This is a genomic window from Paenibacillus sp. 32O-W, assembly GCF_007679495.1.
Taxonomy (GTDB): Bacteria; Bacillota; Bacilli; order Paenibacillales; family NBRC-103111; genus Paenibacillus_L; species Paenibacillus_L residui.
In genome coordinates, this window is the sequence record NZ_VEGP01000003.1 from 111,974 (window position 1) to 132,163 (window position 20,190).

Genomic DNA, 20,190 nt, shown 5'->3' on the forward strand with positions numbered 1-20,190 from the left:
AGAACAGGAGATAAAGAACCTATTCCTTATTCCCACAGACGATATTTCGATGGGTAAGGTGGAGTTCGCCTTGCCCATTTTTTATTTGCTGTGAGCATGAAGCTTGCGCGTAGTTCGAAGAATCAAATTTATAGAATGAGATATGAATCGAATACGATCTTTATCCTTGTAGTTCTCCCGGTTGGCTTCGAAAGCGAAGCGAAAAGGAGAGAATACAATGAGTATGCTATCGGTGGAAAACTTGTCCCATATGTTCGGGGATAAGATGTTGTTTCAAAAGATTGGCTTTCGTTTGTTAAGAGGCGAGCATGCGGGGCTGGTCGGCAGCAATGGCGCCGGCAAATCGACCCTGCTGCGAATTTTGGCGGGAGAATTGCTTCCCGATCAAGGGAAGGTGGAATGGCATCCGCATGCGAATATCGGGTATCTGCAGCAGCATGTGGATTTGCAAGCGGGAACAACCATCAGGCAATTTTTGCAGGGAGCCTTCGCCCGGCTTTATGAAATCGAAGCAGCGATGCAGGAGCTGGCGGAGCAAATGGCTTCTTCTTCGGAGGATGCGGAGCAGCAGCTGATTCAATACGGAGAGCTGCTGAATCAGCTGGAGCATTCCGGATTCTATGCACTGGAGGCAAAAATAGAAGAGGTTGCGGCCGGATTGGGTATTATGGAGCTGGGCATGGACCGCGATGTCGAGAAGCTCAGCGGCGGCCAAAGAACCAAGCTGTTGCTGGGCCGGCTGTTGCTGCAGGAGCCGCATGTCCTGCTGCTGGATGAGCCGACCAATTATTTGGACGCGCCCCATATCGAATGGCTTACCGGCTATTTGAAAGGCTATGAGCATGCCTATCTGGTGGTCTCCCATGACGAGAGATTTCTGAACGAAGTGACGGCGACCATTTTTCATCTGGACCATCAGACCATCAAGCGCTATACGGGTAATTATTCCGCCTTCCTGGCAAGCTATGAGCAGAGCAGGCTGCAGCTTATGCAAGCGTACAATCGGCAGCAGAGAGAAGTGGCCAGACTGGAGAGCTTCATTCAGAAGAACCGGAACCGTAAGGCGAAGCAGGCGAAGAGCCGGGAAAAGGTGCTGCAAAAAATGGAACGAATGGACAAACCGGCGCCAGGGCCGAGGCCACGCTTTTCATTCGCGGTATTCTCGGAACCGTCGAGTCGGATTCTGGAGGCGAGGCAGCTGCAGATCGGCTATACGGAGCCGTTATTTGCCCCCGTTGATCTGCGGGTCATGCGCGGCGACAAAATCGCGATTACCGGCCATAACGGCATTGGGAAATCGACGATGCTGAAAACCTTGCTCGGGCTTCTGCAGCCATACAGCGGTACCATGCAGCTTGGCGAAAGAGTTAAAGCCGCCTATTTCGCCCAGGAGTCGCCAGCTTCGGCCCAAACAGCACTTGAACGGCTGGGAGCGCTAAGGCCGGATTTGACGAATAAAGCGATCCGCCAGGCGTTGGCCAAGTCCGGTCTGACGGATAAGCATATCCGGCAGCCGCTTTGCGCCTTAAGTGGCGGGGAGCAGGCCAAGGTGCGCTTATGCGAACTGATGCTGACGGAAAGCAATGTTCTTGTCCTGGATGAACCGACCAACCATCTGGATACGCGCTCCAAGGAAGCCTTCAAGGAAGCGCTCTGCAGCTATAAAGGAACGGTCCTGCTGGTATCGCACGAACCGGAGTTTTATCAACATTGGATAACCCAGGTTTGGCAGCTGCAGAGCTGGAGTAAATTGTAGGGAAGGGAAAGCAGGCTGGAGCTTTTAGGCGGTATTTTTCTTCAAATAAGATAATTCTTTAGTAAGTAACTCAACTTTCGCAGACTCAGGTTGACGGGGATCCCTTATAGATAAAGGAAAATCCCCAAAAACACCATTATGTGAAAATTGAAAACTAAATGGATTTCAGAGGCTGTCGATTAATGGTGTACGATTATGATCATGGAAACCTGCACGATTTGGTTTTAACGGAACCAGACGACCTTAATCGCTCCAAAAGGGCCTTTCGGTCATTTTAACGGAACTAGATGACCTTATTCCCAAGAAATGCAGGCGAAAGTAGGATAATTCTATGAAATAAGCGCGTCTGGTTCCGTTAGTCTAAAAAAACCGCCTATTTTGACGAAATAGAGTCTTTCAGTTCCGTTACAATTTTCGCTTTTCATTGATGCTACACAATTTTGCTTTTACTATTACAATCATCCAGTTGAACACCTTTTCCACATTAAATCGACAGCCTCCAAAATACAGTTAGACGCACCATTCCGCTTGCAACAGGGCCGGCTGGTACCGACAGACGGTGAAATAGACGGATTTCTAGGTAGAAGTGCCATTCCGCTTGCAACGTCGCCGGCAGGCAACGGCAGGCGGTGAAATAGACGGATTATCAAGGGAGTTGTTATGGAGTCATCGAGTGGGAGCGACGTCAGGATAACGATGAGAAGTCACTTGGCGGTCTATTCTTCCCCTTTTCCGATGAAATAAGTGATCTCGATTTAGTTTAGTACGAGGAGCATGCAATGAAAAGATTACCCGCTTACAGGCTTGCGATCATAGATCTTTCGTTATTTATGAGAATGGGATGGCCGTTGATTCATCGCTTTATGCTGTTGAAGATCTCGATTCGCTACTTAATGCTTTGTATGATACATTCGCCGATTTACAAAAACTGGAGCTAAGCAACCAACAGTTGGAACATGCCAAAGTTTTTTTTCGTGATTGGGGACAGACTTTTGATCTTAATGAAGAGCAACAACAGTGGCTCGCCAAAGCTCTGGCATCTGCGAAGAAATTGACCGATCCGCCAAAGATTTATGGTACGCCTTACCCTTATGTTGGGATTGAAATCGATGATGCATTGACGTTAACGTGGTTAGCCCCTGACATGTGGAGAGTTGATTTTAATGACGGTTATACAAGTGGATGGAACCAAGTGAGAGACACCACTTTTCGAGATAGTTTACTGGAACAGTATGGAGCTCTTTTCGAAAGGCAAGGGCTATTTGAATATAACCGGATCAACATCGAAGCGGATGGAACGATCATCGAGGTCAAGGATCCGAATCGCCTCGATGAATTATGGCGAATGCTGTTGGAAGTGCCGGAATCCGAAGAGCCTGCTGCTAAAAATGACGGCCAGTCGGTGGCAACGATCTATGACGACAATAGGCAAGTCCTGTTCGAGATTTATGAATCGGATGGGATGAAATCTCAAGACCGATGGTATTTTCAAGATGGGCTGTATCAGCAGATGATTGATTATATTTCCGTACCCTAAACACTTTAGCTGATTTCGAAGAAGCTGCTCATCCGGTCATGGCTTTGGCGGATAACCCCTTTCTTCTAAGGGTTCATGCTTTACAAACTATAGCTATTTGTATTATTTCGCCGGATTTGTCAGAAGCCTAAACAAGCGTGGCTCGCACTATTATGTTGGTCCCCGCTGCGGCTCATCAAGGTTTAAAAACTTAATGGCTTCCCCGCTGGGAACGGTATTGCAGTGGAGTAATGCCCATCTTTTTCTTGAAAAGCTGGCAGAAATAAGAGAAATTGTCAAAGCCGACCCGGCTACCGATTTCCTGCACGGTCAATGAGCTGGTGCGCAGCAGCAAGCAAGCCTGCTTCATTCTTCGGGCCGTCAAATATTCGGTAAGGCTGCTGCCGGTTTCCTTGCGAAACAGGTAGGAGACATGATTTGGCGACAGATGAACGGCCTGGGCCAATTCGGATAACTGGAATTCCGAAGCGTAATGCTCCTCAATCCATTGCAGCATGGCGGTGATATGGGCGGAGACGGTCATTGACAGGTGGGCGTGGGCCTTGGACTGGCTTTCCCAAATCGGCTTCAAGTAATGAAGAAATGAAATGAGCAGCAGCGCATTTTCTTCGGTCGCATCTTGAGACGATTGGTCGGCCAGCCTCAAATTGTAATTTTGCAGCAGCCGGTCGGCCTCCTCCTTGTTCGGATGCCGGACAACCTGTACCGCGTAAGGGTCCTTCCAAATATATAACAAAAATTGGTAAATGGAAGGAAAGGGAGTAAGATATTGGCTGAGGGTGGAAGGCTCGAACAAGAACATGGAGCGGATATACGATTGTCCCTGCTCCGTATTCATTCTCACATGATGGAGCTGATAGGGGCGGAAGCACAGCAGCGTCCCAGGGACGATATCGATTAATTGTTGCTCTATAACGACCCTTCCGGCTCCTTCATGGACATACAGCAGCTCAACTCCCTGATGGGAATGAATGATTTCCCGAAAGCTCTCTGTCCGGTTAAGATATAGTGATAGCTGAATAGGACGATTGTTCAGATTCAAATAGTTGGCCAGCTTCATCGAATCGAAACTCCCCTTGATCAATCGTAAATTAACAACATTTTATCATAACCTCCCGTAAATGACAGCGGGGGGTTTTTGCTATGATTAATGATATACGAAAGATAGGGAGGCTGCTATGAAAACTAAACGGATAAGTAACGGCTGGGAGCATTATCGGGGAAGTTTGGGGGGCGTCTGGGAAGTCTGGCGCGCCTACAAGCTTAACAATCATTATAATGTGCCGTGGTCTGCAGTGGAACTGCCTCATTGCTTTAATGGAGAAGATTCGGTAGATCCGGATGTGCTCTATTATCAAGGACCGGGATGGTACAGAACTCTGCTAGAGGTAGATAATCCTTATCCGAATGGAAGAACGCTGCTTCATTTTGAAGGGGCGGGCCAGAATACCGAGGTATTTCTGTACACCGAACAGGTGGCGAGGCACGTCGGAGGGTATGACGAATTCAAGGTGGATTTGACGGAGCAAATGGCTGAGGGAAAGTACAAGGAGCTGTTTGGCAATAAAGTTCCGGTGGCCGTTCAATGCGATAATACCCGCGATCTCGAGACCATTCCTTCCGATATCAGCGATTTTAATTTGTACGGCGGAATTTACCGATATTTGAATCTCGTTTATGTACCCGAGATTTCCTTCGAATATGTGCATATCGCTACCGAGGTACAGTCAGTGAATAACGCGGAAATAACCGTAAGAGCGAAGCTATATAATCCGCTGAAGCGCAGCCAATCCGTTCGCTTGAGTCTGGTCGTTCGCGATCCGGATGGACATGCGGTTCATCAGCAGGAATGGACTGCCGAAGCGTGGCTAGGCTGGAAGGACCTTGCAACTCTTGAGCTGACGGACGTGAAGAGATGGTCCCCTGACCATCCGGAGCTCTATAGCTGTGAAGTGGTTATGCATGGAGCAACGGGCGAGGAGGCGTGGGAAACCAGCCATGCGGAACGGTTCGGAATCCGTACGTTCGAATTCGTGAAGCAAGGCCCCTTCCTTCTGAACGGAGAGAGGCTGCTGCTTCGCGGAACCCATCGGCATGAAGATTTTGCCGGAGTGGCCGCGGCTATGACCGAGGATATGATCAGGAGCGAAATGAAGCTGATCAAAGAGATGGGCGCCAACTTCATTCGTCTGGGCCATTATCAGCAATCGCGGATTGTACTGGAGCTGTGTGATGAGCTTGGCCTGCTGGTCTGGGAGGAAATTCCCTGGTGCAGGGGAGGAATCGGCGGAGAAGCTTACAGACAGCAGTGCCGGGACATGCTCCAAGCGATGATCGAGCAGCATTACAATCACCCGTCGGTCATTGTATGGGGGCTTGGGAACGAGAACGACTGGGAGAGCGATTTCGATACGTTCGATGAAGAGGAAATCCGCCGCTTTATGAAAGAGCTGCATGACCTGTCCCACGAGCTGGATGACAGCCGGGTGACCGGGATTCGACGCTGTGAATTTTGCAAGGATATTATTGACGTCTACTCACCTTCCATCTGGGCGGGCTGGTACCGCGGAGTTTATCCCGAATATGAAGCGTCCAGCCGGGCGGGCTTCGAAGGAACCGACCGCTTCCTGCATCTGGAGTGGGGCGCCGACAATATGGCCGGACGCCATGTAGAGGCTCCTTATACCGGCTTCAGTGAAATCAAGACCGGAGACGGGACGGATGAGCGGGACGGGGATTATTTCCTGCAGGGAGGCGACCCTCGCGTATCGAGCCTCGGAGATTGGTCGGAAACTTATTTCTGCGATATGATCGACTGGTATTTGAAAAGCCAGACTCAGATGGATTGGCTGACCGGGGCGGCCCAATGGGCGTTTAAAGACTTCTCTACTCCTGTCCGGCCGGATTCCCCTATCCCTTACCTGAATATGAAGGGGGTCGTCCAGCGGGATTTAACGCCGAAGGAGGCGTATTACGTCTTCCAATCGTATTGGTCCGAGAAGCCGATGATCCGCGTATACAATCATTCGGAGGCCGTTCGTTGGGGGCAGCCGGGCGAGAAGAAGCTCATTAAAGTCTATTCCAATTGCGAGCAGGCGGAATTGTTCCTCAACGGACAGAGCGTCGGCGTCCGCAAACGGGATGCGCAGGATTTTCCATGTGCCGGTCTTCGCTGGGAAGTGGAGCTTGCGGAAGGGGAAAACGAAGTGCGGGCGGTAGGCATCAAGAACGGAGCGCAGGTGGCCGATGAAATTCGTTTCGTCTATCAGACGGAAGAATGGGAGCAGCCGGCAAGTGCAGTTCTGTCCGCAAACCGCTTAGAGGATGGATTGATGAAGGTAGAGGTGCGCGTATACGACCGCAACGGGGTCTATTGTCCGGATGCGAACCTATTCGTCCGCTTTGGACTTGCCGGGGACGGAAAGCTGTTAGACAATAGAGGAACGGTTCTCGGATCACGTTATTTGCAATTGGCCGGCGGTCGGGCAGCCATCCTTGTCGATCCGCAAGGAGGTCGCTCGGTAGTCAGTGCCGCAGTAGACGGAATACCGACCGTTTTTGTGGAAATATAGGACTTCCCAAGAGTTGTCGGATGATCGTATAAAAAAGCTCCTAACGGAGCCTCTTCGAAGACGAATAACCCGGTTTTAAAGGAAGCTTTTTATGCCAATTGGAAAGTTGTTCCATTTTAATGCTTTAATGAACTTAAACTTTCTAATGTGGTAAAGAAAAGACATGCACTTACGCATGTCTTTCGTCCATATGTTAACGGCGCCCAGATATTGGGTAATACGCGGCCAAGGGGCAGGATAGCTTGAACCTGGCTCGAGGTTCCGCAGCATCACCGAACGTCATGCGGATAAACGGGAATTGGGAAGCCGCAGCTTGGCGCGAATTGGTGCAGAGCGGACGATCATTTGCTAGACTTCCGGGCTGGACGGTTTAAAAGGCCTCCGCCAGAGGGACGATAAATAAGAGGATAGCCCCAGGCCATTAGAGAAGCAGCTGCTGTGAAGCTAACCGGGAGGAAATGCGACATGAGAAAGATCATCGAGAGGCTGAAGAGGCGGTTTCGGAACGCAAGATTGGAGAGCAAAGTCTTTATTATGACCTCCATCGTCATTGTGCTGGCGGTTCCGCTGACCGGTATGTTCTCTTACTCCCAGGCGGCCCGTATCCTCGAACGGTACGCGTATAACGCGGCGGATCAGACCGTCAGCCAGCTCAGCGGATACATGAACAATGAGCTGAAGAATATAAGCGATAAGCTCTATTGGATGAATGCGAGCGATGAGATGAAGACGGCGCTTTACTGGGCGGACGGCAAGCTGGATGTGAACGGCTGGGTTGTATTCAACGAAATGTTCGCGCTGTTCTCACAGACCCGTCTGGCCTCGCCGACTATCCGTTCCATTTACATGTACACGCCCAAAGGCGAATTCTATGAAGGACTTCCCTATGAGAGGAAGGCCGCTTCCTTCAAGGATACGCCCTATTACAAGGCGATACGTAACGAAAGCACCAATCAGTGGGTCTATGCCGAGGAAGATCCTCTGTTCGCCGGACGTGGGGAAGTGATCTCGCTCGTCACCCGGCCTGTGCTGGATATCAGCTATCTAGAGCAGGACAATTATTTGGTCATCACGCTCTCCGCCAACCGGTTTATGGCCAATTTAAGAAATATTAATCTAGTTCCGGAAGGCTTCTCACTGATCATGGACGAGACAGGCAAGCCTATTCTGATGTCATCGCCCGAGCTCGCCGAACCTTTCCTGGAAAGTATTCAAGCCGAGGAATTCCAGCTTAATCCCGGATCTTTCGAATGGAAGGTGGGACGCCAAGAATTTCTCGTTAGTCATCAGCCGGTTCCTTTCGCCGGATGGAACGCCGTGCTCGTACAGCCGAAGGATGAGCTGCTTAAGGAGATTAACTACATTAAATATTTTACCTTCATGCTGACCGGTATTCTGCTAATTCTATCGTTCGTTTTCATCCGTTGGATCGCCCGCTGGGTGATGAATCCGCTGAGAAAGCTGCAGAGGCTTATGAATCGGGCCAAGGATGGAAATCTGAACGTTCGTTTTGAATCCGAGTACGAGGACGAGATCGGTCAGCTCGGCAACCGGTTCGATGATATGATCCGGCAAATTCAGCAGCTGCTTAAACAGGTGGTAGAGGAAAGCCAGGCGAAGCGGCAGGCGGAAATGAGGGCTCTGCAAGCACAAATTAATCCTCACTTCCTGTACAACACCTTGGATGAAATCTATTGGAAAACATTGGACGCCCCGGATTCCTCCGCGAGTGAGATTATCCTGTCGTTATCGCGATTCTTCCGCCTCAGTCTGAATCAAGGGGAGGAAATGACGACCGTAGCGAAGGAGATGGAGCATGTGGAGCAGTATCTAAAGCTCGTCAACGTCCAATACCGGCGGCAATTTTCATATGTGATACAGACGGACGACAGGACGAAGCCGTTCCGCATGCCGAAAATTATTCTGCAGCCGCTAGTAGAGAACAGCGTGCTCCATGCCTTCAACGCAAATGACTATAACGATTACCGCATTACCGTCTCCAGCGAGTGGATTGAACCCCGTCGGGTAAGGCTGCGGGTAGAGGACAACGGCAGCGGAATAAAGCCCGAATGGGTTACGCGATTTAACGAGCCATTATCTGGGAAAAATCAGGCTTTCCCCGAGACGCCCTCCGCTGCAAACGGCGAAGTTACTCCGGCAGGTGAGGACAAGGAGCCGCCCCGTCAGGGCTATGCGATAGCCAATGTTCGGGAGAGGCTGTGGTATGCATTCGGGGAACGGGCTTCCTTCCGGGTCGAAAGCACTCTGGGAGAAGGAACGGTTATCGAAATCACGATGGAAGCCACGGAAATGGAGACGTAGAAGATGAAAGTTCTCTTGGTAGATGATAAGGAAAGTGTCGTTCAGGGGATTCGCAAGCATGTTCCGTGGGAGCGTCTGGAGGTATCCGAGGTGGAGACCGCAATGGACGGCAGGGAAGCCTGGGCCAAGCAGCAGTCGTTCCAGGCCGATCTGATCATTACCGATATCCGGATGCCCAATATGGACGGTATTGAATTGATGGAGAGGCTGAAGAATGCCGATAAGCCAATTCGTTATATTGTCCTGAGCGGCTATGAAGAATTTGATTATGCCAAACAGGCACTTGCGCTGGGAGCTTCCGATTATGTTCTCAAACCGGTCAATATTGAGGAGCTGACCGGGATTATCGGCAAAGTGCTGCAGGATTTACGGAGACAGCAAACCCAGGCCGAGCAGAGAATCATTTTCCAGCAAAAAATTAAACGGAGCCTCCCCGCCTTAAGACAGCAATATTTGAATGAAATGATTCATTTCCAACATGACCGGCCGGTTCGCTTCAAGGATAAATGGGAATTCGCAGAAATACCGCTTGAGCCTCACTCGATCGGATTTCTGTGCTTCTCCATAGACGATTTTGCGGAAATTACCCATACCTCCATCGAGGAGGTAGAGTTGTCGCGGTTTATCGTCGAGAACATCGTTGAGGATTGCGTGAAGGAATGGGGGCAGGGAATTGCCTTCTTTCCCGAATGGGACCGATTGGTGCTGTTGGTAAACTATGATTCCATTCTTCTGGAGAAACAGGTTAAGGAGCAGCTTGTCGGCCTGGCCGAGAAATGCCGCCAAGCGGTCGAGCAGAATTCGAAGCTTACGGTTACCGTCGGCGTCAGCTCCTTATGCCGGGAATTGAACCAACTGCCGGAAGCCTTCCGGCAAGCCATGGAGGCGATCGATCATGTCTACTTCTTCGACCGCAATCTGGTCATCCATTATGAAGATCTGATGCACTACCGAACGAACCATACCGACTACCCTTCCTCACGGGAGAAGGAGATCATAGCGATTGTACGGCGGGGGCAAACTGACCAGGTGGAGCACGCGGTCCAGCAATTTATCCGTGAGCTGAAGCCCGAGGAAGGAACGCCTCAGCAATTCCGGTTTGCCTGCTTCCAGCTCGTGACCGCGCTTAGCCGGAACTTGGCCGAGCTCGGGCTGCAGGAAGAGGAACCCGCCGCAGCGTTGAAGCTAAAGTACGAGGCTTGCGAGTCAGCCAATCTGAACGAATTACGCGAACGGATTGTGGAGTGGGTCGCACAGTCGTCACAGCTGGTTAACCAATCGATTCAATCCGGGTCCAAGCATCTCGTGGATCAGGCGAAGGAGTTCATCCAGAGAAATATTCTTCAACCGCTCTCTCTATCTTCTGTAGCGGACTATGTGAAAGTCAGCCCTACTTATTTGAGCGGCTTGTTCAAGAAGGAAACCTCGTCCACCTTCACGGAATATGTGACCGACACGAAAATAGAGAAGGCCAAAGATTGGCTGAAGAATACGGCTATGCCAATCTATGAAATCTCTGAACGGCTGGGCTACTATGACCGCAAATATTTCCGTGAAATTTTCAAGAAAAAAGCGGGAATGACGCCTTCCGAATATAGAGAGTCTGAAACGGGACGGTCTTGGGGGGAAGGTTAAAAATATCCCCCCTCAGGCTGAAAATTGCCTCCCTAACGTGTAACCGAAACAAAATTTATACTGGACATATAGAGGTTCAATGTTAGCCATCAAGGAGGTAAAAGCCATGAATAAGCAGGGGGTTATTAAGCTGACATCCGCCGTTCTGCTGGCTGCGCTAGTGACAACGGCTTGCGGTCAGTCGAAGGATCCGGATAATAACGCTTCGGGGGGAGGTTCCGAGAAGGTTAAACTGACTTTCTGGACCAATGCCCGCCATGACGCGGACCTGATTCAAGACAAAATCAAGCATTTTAACGAAACAAATGACAGCAATATTGAAATCGATTTCCAGATTATGACCGAAAACTATGAGCAGGCTCTGCAAACGGCGATTCAGTCGGACGAGGCTCCGGATATTTTCAATGCGAAAATGAAGCTGAAGTTTGAAGATTTGGTCAAGATGAATGCGATTCAGCCTTTGGACGAGTTCTTGACTCCGGAGATGAAAAGCCGTTTCGGCGAAGAGAATTTACAGATTGACCGGGTCAATTACTTGGACGGTAAAATCTACAGCCTGCCTAACTATGGATCTACCTTCCGTTTGATCTATAACAAAGATTTGTTTGCCAAAGCCGGTTTGACGGAGCCCCCCAAGTCCTTGGATGAGCTGGTCGATTATGCCAAGAAGATTACGGAAGCCGGCAAGGATGAAGGGGCTTACGGATTCGGAATTAATATGAAAAACCCGGCGGCCGCCTTCGAAAGAAGCTTGATTCCGCTCATGCGGATCAATGGCGATGATTATTATGACTGGAAGACCGGCAAATACGATTTTGCCAAAGTAAAACTATATGTGGAAGCGTTTAAGAAAATGGCGGATAACCAAAGCATTCTCCCGGGATTCGAGTCGCTGGACATCGACCCGCTGCGCAATCAGTTTGCTTCCGGTAAAATCGGCATGTACTTCTCACTTTCTGCTGAGCCTGGAGTGTATGATTCCCAATTCCCGACCGAAGTGGACTGGGACGTAGCTCAGGTGCCGACGATTGACGGCAACGAGCCTAAGGGAGCCAACTATATTAATGGCGGCGGCAACTGGCTGTATATGTCCGCTAAGACAAAGCACAAAGAAGCCGCTTGGAAATTCATGGAATATATGTACAGTGACGATGTATTGGTGCCGTATTATGAGCAGGGTAAGGGAATCAGCGTCGTTCCGAGCGTTCTGGAAAAGGCGAAGGAGCCCACGTTGAAGAACTTCAATGGATTTGCCCCGAAAGACGATGCGATCTGGCCGGCTTATGTTACTCATAAAGTGGAAGGGAAGGCATGGCAGAATGTCATTGCGGAATCGATTCTGAACGTCATTCCCTTGGATAAAGCCATTGAAGATTTAACGAAGCAATATAATACGGACCTGGACAACGAGGAGAAGAATGGGAAAGTCAAGAGAGTCATTATTCCGGATTTCGACCCAAGAAGCTCGATTAAGTAAACGGTCCTGCAGCACTTGAGAGAAAGCCGCTCTCCCGATCTATATCATCACTGAGAGCGGCTTTCGCTATGATTCGAACCCGGGGAGGGACGCGAGCGATGAGCGCAATACGCAAGAAATGGAAGGAATACTCCGGACCATATTTAATGATTTTGCCCTGTGTGGTTTTGCTTGCCCTGTTTTCCATTTATCCGCTGGCTTGGGCATTCAAATATATGTTCTACGATTTTGACGGATTTACCGAGGCGACCTTCATCGGCTTCGATAACTTCGTCCGATTGTTTACGCGGGACGCCCAATTTTGGAACTCGGTATGGAATACACTTGTTTATGCAGGCGGCAAGCTGATTGTCACCTTGCCGTTATCCCTGATTCTTGCCGTTATCCTGAATCAGAAAATATTTGCCCGGAACTCTCTGAGGGCGATCTTCTTCATGCCGACTATCATTAGTGCGGCGGTTATATCCCTTGTTTTCTATTTGATGTTCAACTCTTATAACGGAATTATCAACAACACATTGATTTCGCTCGGAATCATTCAGCAGCCGATCGAATGGCTCGGAGTTAAATATTCCATGCTGACGGCCATTATTGTGGCGATTTGGGGGGCAGTCGGAAATTACATGGTTCTGTTCCTGGCCGGGCTGCAGGGAATTCCGAAGGATCTGTATGAAAGCGCCTCTTTGGATGGCGCTACGAAAATTCAACAATTTTTCAAAATCACTATTCCGATGCTCGGTCCGGTCATGCAAATTATAGTCATGTTGGCCATCGTCAATACTCTGAAAGGGTACGAAAGCATTATGGTTCTGACAGCCGGAGGCCCGGCGAGCAAAACAGAAGTGATGTACCTGTACATCTATAAACTGTTCTTCCCGGTATCGGAAGGAGAGCCTGTCGTACAGCAGTACGGATATGGCGCGGCCGCCGGTTTTGTCGCGGCCATGATTGTCGGAGCCATTACCTGTCTTTATTTGTACCTGTCGCGCAAATCTAATAATGAGTATTAAAGGCGGTGATTATATGACTGCAAGAACGGAACGTCTGCCTTCTTCTTTCTCGGTGGGAAAGCTGGTTTCCCGAATAGTGATCTGGGCACTGTTGCTAGTTATGGTTTTGTTTACGCTGTATCCGGTGCTGTTTTCTTTCTTCGGTTCGTTCAAGACGAATTTCGAGCTATTGGGCAGCACTAATATCTTTGCCAAGGAGTGGCACTGGGAGAATTACCTGGAGGCCTGGAACCGGGGGAATTTCGCCCGTTATACCTGGAACAGCATCTTTATTTCGGTGCTCTCCACCGCATTGACCATCCTGGTTTGCTCCATGGGCGCATATGCATTAGGACGCCGGCAATTTCCGGGACGCGGGGCCATTATGGCCATCCTGGCGGCTACCATGTTTATTTCCATTGGTGCCATTACTTTCCGCCCTCTCTATGATATGATGAGAGAGGTGGCGCTTCACAAATCTTTGTGGAGTATCATTCTAATCTTCGTAGGGACTCACTTGCCCTTTAATATTTTCTTGTTGGAGAGGTTTGTCAAATCGATTCCGAGAGAATTGGACGAAGCGGCCACCATTGACGGCTGCGGGTTTTTCGGAATCTATTGGAGGGTCATTCTGCCCCTGCTGCTTCCAGGGCTGGGCGTAGTCGGATTGTTCGCGTTTCGGGATTCCTGGAACCAATATGTGCTTCCGCTGATCTTTACGATGAACACTCCGGATCTGAGACCGCTGACAGTCGGAGTCATCTCTCTGAAATATTCGTCTAACGCAGCGGCCGAATGGCATTTGATGCTGGCGGGATCCATGATTTCAATTATCCCTATCCTTATCGTTTACTTCATGACCAATAAATCGTTCATTGAAGGATTGGCCAGCGGATCGGTCAAAGGATAATAACTCAGCTTTCTCAGCTTGAAATTGCCAAGTAACCCTTGACTTCATTAGGCCATTTGTCCGGCTTACTGCTGAACCGAATCAGTGATTCGGTCTCGCCGATTCAATTGCAGCAGGACGACAGCCGGTTTGAGACGATCCGATTTTCCACGTATGAAATAGAACCGATAGAACCGTTTACCTGGTTATATCTCGATAATTTTCACTCTTCTGACGGTGCCGCTTGACGGTACTGGTGACGCTTTTCCGACTTGGGCGTTTTAACTTGAAAATCTGTCTATTTTCATTTTCTGCTGGTGCCGTGCAAGCAGTCTACTCGCAGAATGGCGCGCCTAACTGGATTTCATACAGTTAGTTTGCTCTTCCGGAGCCAAAAGACGGAAGCTAAGTGGAAAAACTACAGCTAGTTTGTACAAAAAGGCGATTTCAGCAAAACGCCTTCATTCTAAATGTAGTTTTTCCATTTACTTTAATCACTTTCCACCATTCGCTTGAATTTACCTACATAAAATACAGTTAGACGGGAGGACACCACAAGCAATGTTTTTCTATTATGCAACATTTATATCAAAACTAATCTTCTGCCAGTCAAATCAAACCTTTAATATGGATTTTCGCTCTGCGAAAGTTGAGTTAATCACATAAACTATTTATTGAGGAGGTTGTGAGCATGGACTATAACGCGTTGTGGACAAAATTGGAAGTGAAAGTAGACCGAATGATTGCTCAAATCGGGGACAAATCGCCTCACGTAGCGGCAGAGGGCCGCTACGACGACATGCGCCATGATTGGTGGACGTCCGGATTCTGGCCGGGGCTGCTCTGGATAATGTACGACATGACCGGCAAGGAGCATTACCGGGAAGCGGCATGGCCATGGGATGAGCGGATCGAGCAATGCATGATAAGGGAGTCCAATCTGCATCATGACGTAGGGTTCCAGTTCTTGCCCACAGCTGTCGCGAAATTCAAGCTGACCGGCGATACGGATGGCCGCAGGAGAGGGCTGCAGGCGGCAAATTTCCTGGCCGGAAGATTTAATCTGGCCGGCCAGTTCTTGCGGGCCTGGAATCAGGATAAAACCGGCTGGTCGATTATCGATTCCTGCATGAATCTGTCCATTCTGTTCTGGGCTTCCCGGGAAATTGCCGATCCGAGATTCGAACAGATTGCCTGCGCCCATGCGGATACGGTGCTGAAGCATTTTATGAGAGAGGACGGATCTGTCTATCATATCGTCAGCTTTGACCCTGCAAACGGGGATTTTATAGAAGGTCTTGGCGGACAAGGCTATGCCCCGCAATCCGCTTGGAGCCGGGGGCAGGCCTGGGCGCTGTACGGCTTGGCCAATTGTTACCGTTATACGGGGCATAAACGCTATCTGAACGGGGCCAAACGGGTTGCCCATTATTTCCTGGCTTCGCTGGAGGAAGATTATGTCCCGCTGTGGGATTTCCGGGTCGATCAGCCGGAAGGGGAGCCGCGGGATACATCGGCGGCCTCCTGCGCGGCTTCGGGGCTGCTGGAAATCGCCAGCCACCTGCCGGAGACAGAGGCCAGGTTGTACAAAGAAGCAGCCGAGCGGATCATCCGGTCGTTGACCGAAAATTACGCTTCCTTCGACGACGAAGCGTTCGACCCGATCCTGCGCGAAGGAACCGGCCATCGTCCGGCGAATCAGAATGTAAACGTCGGCTTAATCTATGGGGACTATTTCTATGTGGAAACGCTGGCCAAGCTGAGAGGCTGGCGGCAGCATATTTTCTAATAAGAGAGCAGCTCTTTATGGGCTGCTTTTTTTGCATTTTTCGCAGGAAACTCTCAGCAAATAAATAAACTTATGCTGTTTTTTAAGATTTTTAACAGGGATAGGCTTGACCCGCCTAGAAATAAGATATAGCAGGCTTACGGCGGGATGCAGAGCAGACAGTAGAAAATATCTATGCAGTTGTCCGGCATGGCTGCGGATTGATAAAATGATACCAAAAGGGGGCTCTTTATGAATAGCGACAGGCTGCTCAAGCAAATTGAATTTATCGTCGAAATCGACAAATTAAAAAATGTATACCGGAAGTCCGTTCTGATGGACAAAAGCCGGTTAGAGAATGATGCGGAGCATACTTGGCATCTTTCGGTCATGGCCATTCTTCTGTTAGAGCATGCTAATGAGCCGGACCTGGATCTATTACGTGTGCTCAAAATGCTGCTGATTCACGATTTGGTTGAAATTGACGCGGGGGACACCTTCGCCTATGACGAAAAAGGTCACGAAGATAAATACGAGAGAGAGCTGTCCGCCGCCCGCAGATTGTTCGGCTTATTACCGGAGGATCAGAGGGACGAGTTCTTCGCTCTATGGCGTGAATTTGAAGACCGGCAAAGCCCCGAATCCCAATATGCCGCTGCCTTGGACCGGCTGCAGCCTATGCTTCATAATTACTATACACAGGGATATTCGTGGCAGAAGCACGGAATCACCAGCGATAAAGTGCTGAATTATAACCGGCATATGCAGCAAGGTTCGGAGGAGCTATGGTCATTCGCGCAACAATTGATTCATTCCGCGGTAGCCAAAGGCTATTTGAAGGAAAAAGAATAAGAAGACCCGGTGCCTGACGGTGCCGGGTTTTTGCATGAACACGGAAGGAAGAGGCTGTTTAATTATTGGCAAGTTGGTTGAACTGGACCTAATAATATTTATCCTTTTATGAAAGGCTAAACATAAGCTTTATTCAGCTCCTTTATTGAACAATATCGAAGAATAGTTGACAAAAGGTGAATGGGCATTTATAATAATCTCGAATTCAAGATATATGAATTGAAGCTTCATGAATTAAAGGTATCATGCTTATTGATTGCCTGATGCAATCGCAAAGCGCCTGTATTCTGCAGCCTTTGCTTGCGAAGATACAAAAACATTTATTAAAGGAGAGATACACAATGTCCAATGTTAAATTAGCTATTATTTATTACAGCTCCACGGGCTCCAACTACAAGATGGCCCGGATGGCGGAAGCAGGGGCGAAAGAAGCGGGCGCGGAGGTTCGGGTGCTGAAGGTTCAAGAGTTGGCTCCGGAAAGTGCCATAGCTTCTAATCCGGCATGGAAAGCGCATGTGGATGCAACCCGAGACGTACCGACGGTATCCTTGGAGGATTTGGAATGGGCAGATGCGATTATTTTCAGCGTGCCGACCCGATTCGGGAACATGGCTGCTCAGATGAAGCAGTTTATCGATCAGACCGGCGGGCTCTGGTTCCATGGCAAGCTGGCCAATAAAGTCGTTAGCGCGATGTCTTCTGCGCAGAATTCGCATGGCGGTCAGGAAGCCACCATTCTTTCCCTCTATACCAGCATGTACCACTGGGGAGCTATCGTAGCTGCACCCGGCTATACGGATCCGGTCATTTTCGCATCCGGAGGCAATCCGTACGGAACGAGCGTAACGATAGATCAGAATGGCAACTTCGTCGAGAACGTGGAAGAAGCTATTAAGCATCAGGCGAAGAGAACCGTTCAGGTAGCCTCCTGGGTTAAGCAAGGTCTGCAATAAGATTTAGCCACATGTAATAAAGAAGCGGGGAACCGCTTCTTTTTTTTGATTATAACGGAAATATTGGCAGACAAGACCTGGCGAATAAATAATAACCGGATGTCAGCATAACCAGGATGAAGTATAATGAGAGGAGTTGATAAAAAGGAGTCTGGGATGATTAACTTGCAAACGCGATCAGACCGTGCCGTCCGATACCGGCTAAAGGCCGGAGCTGAACCCGGCTCGAGAGGAATTTGCAGATAAAATATTGGCTATCCATACATCGTCATAAATCATACTTCCAATAGGATTTAGGAGGAACGTAATGAAACTGCTGGACGGAAAAAATATCGTTATTATGGGTGTCGCCAACGAAAGAAGTCTTGCCTGGGGGATTGCCAAATCGCTGCGGGATGCCGGGGCCAATCTGATTTTTACCAACCGGAAGGAAAGGTCCTATAAGAGGCTGGTTCAATTGTTGGAGAACGAAGGTATTTCACCTCTGGCAACGGTCACTTGCGATGCAGGCGATGATGACAGCCTTAGGCAGGCCTTCCAGGAAATCAGGCGCGAAGCCGGAATCATCCATGGGCTCGTTCATTCCATTGCTTATGCGGATAAAGAAGAATTGCAGGGAGATTATATCGATACTTCCCGCGAGGGCTATTTGCTGGCGCAAAACTCTAGCGCGTATTCGTTAGTTGCGGTTGCGCGCGAAGCCAGACCTCTAATGACGGAAGGCGGCAGTATTGTGACACAGAGCTATATCGGAGCGGAACGGGTCGTTCCAAATTACAACGTGATGGGTGTGGCCAAGGCGGCTTTGGAAGCTAGCGTCCGCTATTTGGCGGAGGATTTGGGCAAATACGGAATCCGCGTGAATGCCGTATCTTCGGGTCCCATCCGCACTTTGGCGGCCAAAGGGGTATCCGGTTTTAACGAAATAATGAAAACAATAGAAGCTAGAGCGCCGCTCCGCAGAAATATTGACCAACAGGAGGTCGGGGATGCCACGATGTTCTTGTTAAGCCACCTGTCCAGAGGAATAACCGGCGAAGTGATTCATGTCGATGCGGGTTATCATATCCTTGGAGTATAAGACCGTCTTGACGCAGGGAAATTGGCAGGCCAGGGTTGTTAATTTGCGAGAAACTCACCCTTCATATATTGTTTCCATCAACAAGGAAGATAGGTAAATTGGTAGGAATCTGATGAAATGAAACTTTACTTGCGGTAAAATCGTTATATCATTGTAGGGTTTTTCTATCGAATACAGACAATCATGAATATAAGCAGAATCCGTGCGAAATATTTTGAACTTGGTAAAGGCTGTTCACGTGCACGTTTCGCATGGTTTTGGTTTGCCCAATACCCGACCAAAGTCCAGATCAGATATCGGACGCTAGTCCGTTCTGCAACTCATGGTTAAGGACTACAATAAAAGTAACATTATAAAAATGATTCGAACCGGACGGAAAGGGTCTGACCGCAAGCCCTCTCCATACCTATATTGATTATGAAGATACGGGTGAGAAATTATGATAGAAGAGAAACAGGTGTATCTCCTTCTCTCGGATACGGGAACGTTATTTACACGGCTGATTAGGCTCTATACCGGAGCCCCTTATAATCATGCCTCCATTGCTTTTGACCGGGAGCTTAACGAAGTCTACAGCTTTGGACGCAAGCGTCCGAGGAATCCTTTCATCGGGGGATTTATTAAGGAAAATATAAACTCCCCGTTATTTCGCAATGCGACATGTGCCATCTATTGCATCAAAGTGGAGAAGTCGGTTTATGAGCGCATGCGCCGTAAAATCCGGGACATCGAACAGAATAAATGCCAATACCGGTATAATCTGCTCGGCCTGTTCGGCATTCTTTTCAAAAGAAAAATACCGCGCAAGAACGCTTATTTTTGCTCGCAGTTTGTTGCCTGGATATTTCAACAGCACGGTGTAGCGCTTGTCGATAAATGCCCGTCGATGACCACTCCATGCGACTTGGAGAAGTCGGAGTTGGTGCATCTGATCTATGCGGGCGAACTATGCCATTACCGTCCGGGCATTCATACGGATACCTCTTTAGGACGTTCCAATACGGTTCTTCCGGCGTAATTAGAACGGTGCGGCTAAACTTGCAGGGAGGAACACCCTATGCTTTCGGACACAATCCTAAAGAAGAATAGAATGATTATCTTCACCGCTATTGCGGCGGGCCTGGGGTGTTAAGCATATGCTGACACCCGTCTTTTATTTGGACGGGCCATTGCAGCAAGTAAGAGTATTTATGGTAGTCTTGGGACGATTGTATTTCTGCCAAGATGATTCGTGTATAATAGAGCTGTTAAGGTTCGGATGTCCATTTCGCAATATTCCATATCCAAATAAGGGGATTTGCCTTCCATGTTAAATAAAGAACAAATTTCTCAAATTAGAGAACAATCTATCGGATGGGA

Annotated in this window: 15 protein-coding genes; 14 read left to right on the top strand and 1 reads right to left on the bottom strand. The window is 49.0% G+C overall.

The genetic code is table 11. From position 1 onward, the window contains the following. The first annotated feature begins 217 nt into the window (after positions 1–217). Together FS806_RS02205 and FS806_RS02210 are read left to right on the top strand one after the other, a co-directional pair. On the top strand, positions 218–1,756 hold the full coding sequence (locus FS806_RS02205) for an ABC-F family ATP-binding cassette domain-containing protein (RefSeq protein WP_144932730.1): 1,539 nt from the start codon (positions 218–220) through the stop codon (positions 1,754–1,756). A gap of 841 nt (positions 1,757–2,597) precedes the next feature. After that, positions 2,598–3,293, top strand: coding sequence for a hypothetical protein (locus tag FS806_RS02210; RefSeq protein ID WP_144932732.1), 696 nt, complete (start codon positions 2,598–2,600; stop codon positions 3,291–3,293). A 190-nt stretch (positions 3,294–3,483) separates the two neighbouring features. On the opposite strand, the gene FS806_RS02215 is transcribed toward FS806_RS02210, so the two are convergent. Further along, the gene (locus FS806_RS02215) at positions 3,484–4,353 is read right to left on the bottom strand and encodes an AraC family transcriptional regulator (protein WP_144932734.1); all 870 of its coding nucleotides are present in this window, start codon (positions 4,351–4,353) and stop codon (positions 3,484–3,486) included. Between the two features lie 118 nt (positions 4,354–4,471). Between FS806_RS02215 and FS806_RS02220 the strand changes: the two genes are divergently transcribed. The 12 genes from FS806_RS02220 (at position 4,472) to FS806_RS02270 (ending at position 19,849) form a co-directional block, all read left to right on the top strand. Then, on the top strand, positions 4,472–6,865 hold the full coding sequence (locus FS806_RS02220; protein WP_144932736.1) for a glycoside hydrolase family 2 TIM barrel-domain containing protein: 2,394 nt from the start codon (positions 4,472–4,474) through the stop codon (positions 6,863–6,865). 465 nt (positions 6,866–7,330) lie between these two features. After that, complete coding sequence (locus FS806_RS02225) at positions 7,331–9,187, top strand: cache domain-containing sensor histidine kinase (RefSeq protein WP_144932738.1); 1,857 nt, start codon at positions 7,331–7,333, stop codon at positions 9,185–9,187. A gap of 3 nt (positions 9,188–9,190) precedes the next feature. Continuing rightward, positions 9,191–10,822, top strand: coding sequence for a response regulator (locus FS806_RS02230; protein WP_144932741.1), 1,632 nt, complete (start codon positions 9,191–9,193; stop codon positions 10,820–10,822). Positions 10,823–10,928: 106 nt separating this feature from the next. After that, on the top strand, positions 10,929–12,299 hold the full coding sequence (locus FS806_RS02235; RefSeq protein ID WP_186328156.1) for an ABC transporter substrate-binding protein: 1,371 nt from the start codon (positions 10,929–10,931) through the stop codon (positions 12,297–12,299). Between the two features lie 98 nt (positions 12,300–12,397). Continuing rightward, on the top strand, positions 12,398–13,309 hold the full coding sequence (locus tag FS806_RS02240) for a carbohydrate ABC transporter permease (protein WP_144932744.1): 912 nt from the start codon (positions 12,398–12,400) through the stop codon (positions 13,307–13,309). Positions 13,310–13,322: 13 nt separating this feature from the next. Next, positions 13,323–14,198 (top strand): carbohydrate ABC transporter permease, encoded by an 876-nt coding sequence (locus FS806_RS02245; RefSeq protein ID WP_144932746.1) that lies wholly within the window; start codon positions 13,323–13,325, stop codon positions 14,196–14,198. Between the two features lie 56 nt (positions 14,199–14,254). After that, positions 14,255–14,425 carry a hypothetical protein gene (locus tag FS806_RS26035; protein WP_222126575.1) on the top strand — a complete coding sequence of 57 codons (171 nt, stop codon included), beginning with the start codon at positions 14,255–14,257 and terminating at the stop codon, positions 14,423–14,425. Between the two features lie 443 nt (positions 14,426–14,868). Further along, complete coding sequence (locus FS806_RS02250) at positions 14,869–15,966, top strand: glycoside hydrolase family 88 protein (protein WP_144932748.1); 1,098 nt, start codon at positions 14,869–14,871, stop codon at positions 15,964–15,966. Positions 15,967–16,197: 231 nt separating this feature from the next. Then, positions 16,198–16,797: an HD domain-containing protein gene (locus FS806_RS02255; protein WP_144932750.1), complete on the top strand. Its 600-nt coding sequence runs from the start codon at positions 16,198–16,200 to the stop codon at positions 16,795–16,797. 341 nt (positions 16,798–17,138) lie between these two features. After that, positions 17,139–17,750, top strand: a complete 612-nt coding sequence (gene wrbA, locus FS806_RS02260; protein ID WP_144932752.1) for an NAD(P)H:quinone oxidoreductase — start codon at positions 17,139–17,141, stop codon at positions 17,748–17,750. A 307-nt stretch (positions 17,751–18,057) separates the two neighbouring features. After that, entirely contained in the window at positions 18,058–18,831 is a 774-nt protein-coding gene (fabI, locus tag FS806_RS02265; protein ID WP_144932754.1) for an enoyl-ACP reductase FabI, read from the top strand. Positions 18,832–19,270: 439 nt separating this feature from the next. Further along, positions 19,271–19,849: a hypothetical protein gene (locus FS806_RS02270; RefSeq protein WP_186328157.1), complete on the top strand. Its 579-nt coding sequence runs from the start codon at positions 19,271–19,273 to the stop codon at positions 19,847–19,849. Positions 19,850–20,190 lie beyond the last annotated feature (341 nt).

Bases quoted from the DNA above. Each gene is read 5' to 3' on its own strand.
- FS806_RS02205 (WP_144932730.1), top strand. From the start codon at position 218: ATGAGTATGCTATCGGTGGAAAACTTGTCCCATATGTTCGGGGATAAG.
- FS806_RS02210 (WP_144932732.1), top strand. From the start codon at position 2,598: ATGGCCGTTGATTCATCGCTTTATGCTGTTGAAGATCTCGATTCGCTA.
- FS806_RS02215 (WP_144932734.1), bottom strand. From the start codon at position 4,353: ATGAAGCTGGCCAACTATTTGAATCTGAACAATCGTCCTATTCAGCTA.
- FS806_RS02220 (WP_144932736.1), top strand. From the start codon at position 4,472: ATGAAAACTAAACGGATAAGTAACGGCTGGGAGCATTATCGGGGAAGT.
- FS806_RS02225 (WP_144932738.1), top strand. From the start codon at position 7,331: ATGAGAAAGATCATCGAGAGGCTGAAGAGGCGGTTTCGGAACGCAAGA.
- FS806_RS02230 (WP_144932741.1), top strand. From the start codon at position 9,191: ATGAAAGTTCTCTTGGTAGATGATAAGGAAAGTGTCGTTCAGGGGATT.
- FS806_RS02235 (WP_186328156.1), top strand. From the start codon at position 10,929: ATGAATAAGCAGGGGGTTATTAAGCTGACATCCGCCGTTCTGCTGGCT.
- FS806_RS02240 (WP_144932744.1), top strand. From the start codon at position 12,398: ATGAGCGCAATACGCAAGAAATGGAAGGAATACTCCGGACCATATTTA.
- FS806_RS02245 (WP_144932746.1), top strand. From the start codon at position 13,323: ATGACTGCAAGAACGGAACGTCTGCCTTCTTCTTTCTCGGTGGGAAAG.
- FS806_RS02250 (WP_144932748.1), top strand. From the start codon at position 14,869: ATGGACTATAACGCGTTGTGGACAAAATTGGAAGTGAAAGTAGACCGA.
- FS806_RS02255 (WP_144932750.1), top strand. From the start codon at position 16,198: ATGAATAGCGACAGGCTGCTCAAGCAAATTGAATTTATCGTCGAAATC.
- wrbA (WP_144932752.1), top strand. From the start codon at position 17,139: ATGTCCAATGTTAAATTAGCTATTATTTATTACAGCTCCACGGGCTCC.
- fabI (WP_144932754.1), top strand. From the start codon at position 18,058: ATGAAACTGCTGGACGGAAAAAATATCGTTATTATGGGTGTCGCCAAC.
- FS806_RS02270 (WP_186328157.1), top strand. From the start codon at position 19,271: ATGATAGAAGAGAAACAGGTGTATCTCCTTCTCTCGGATACGGGAACG.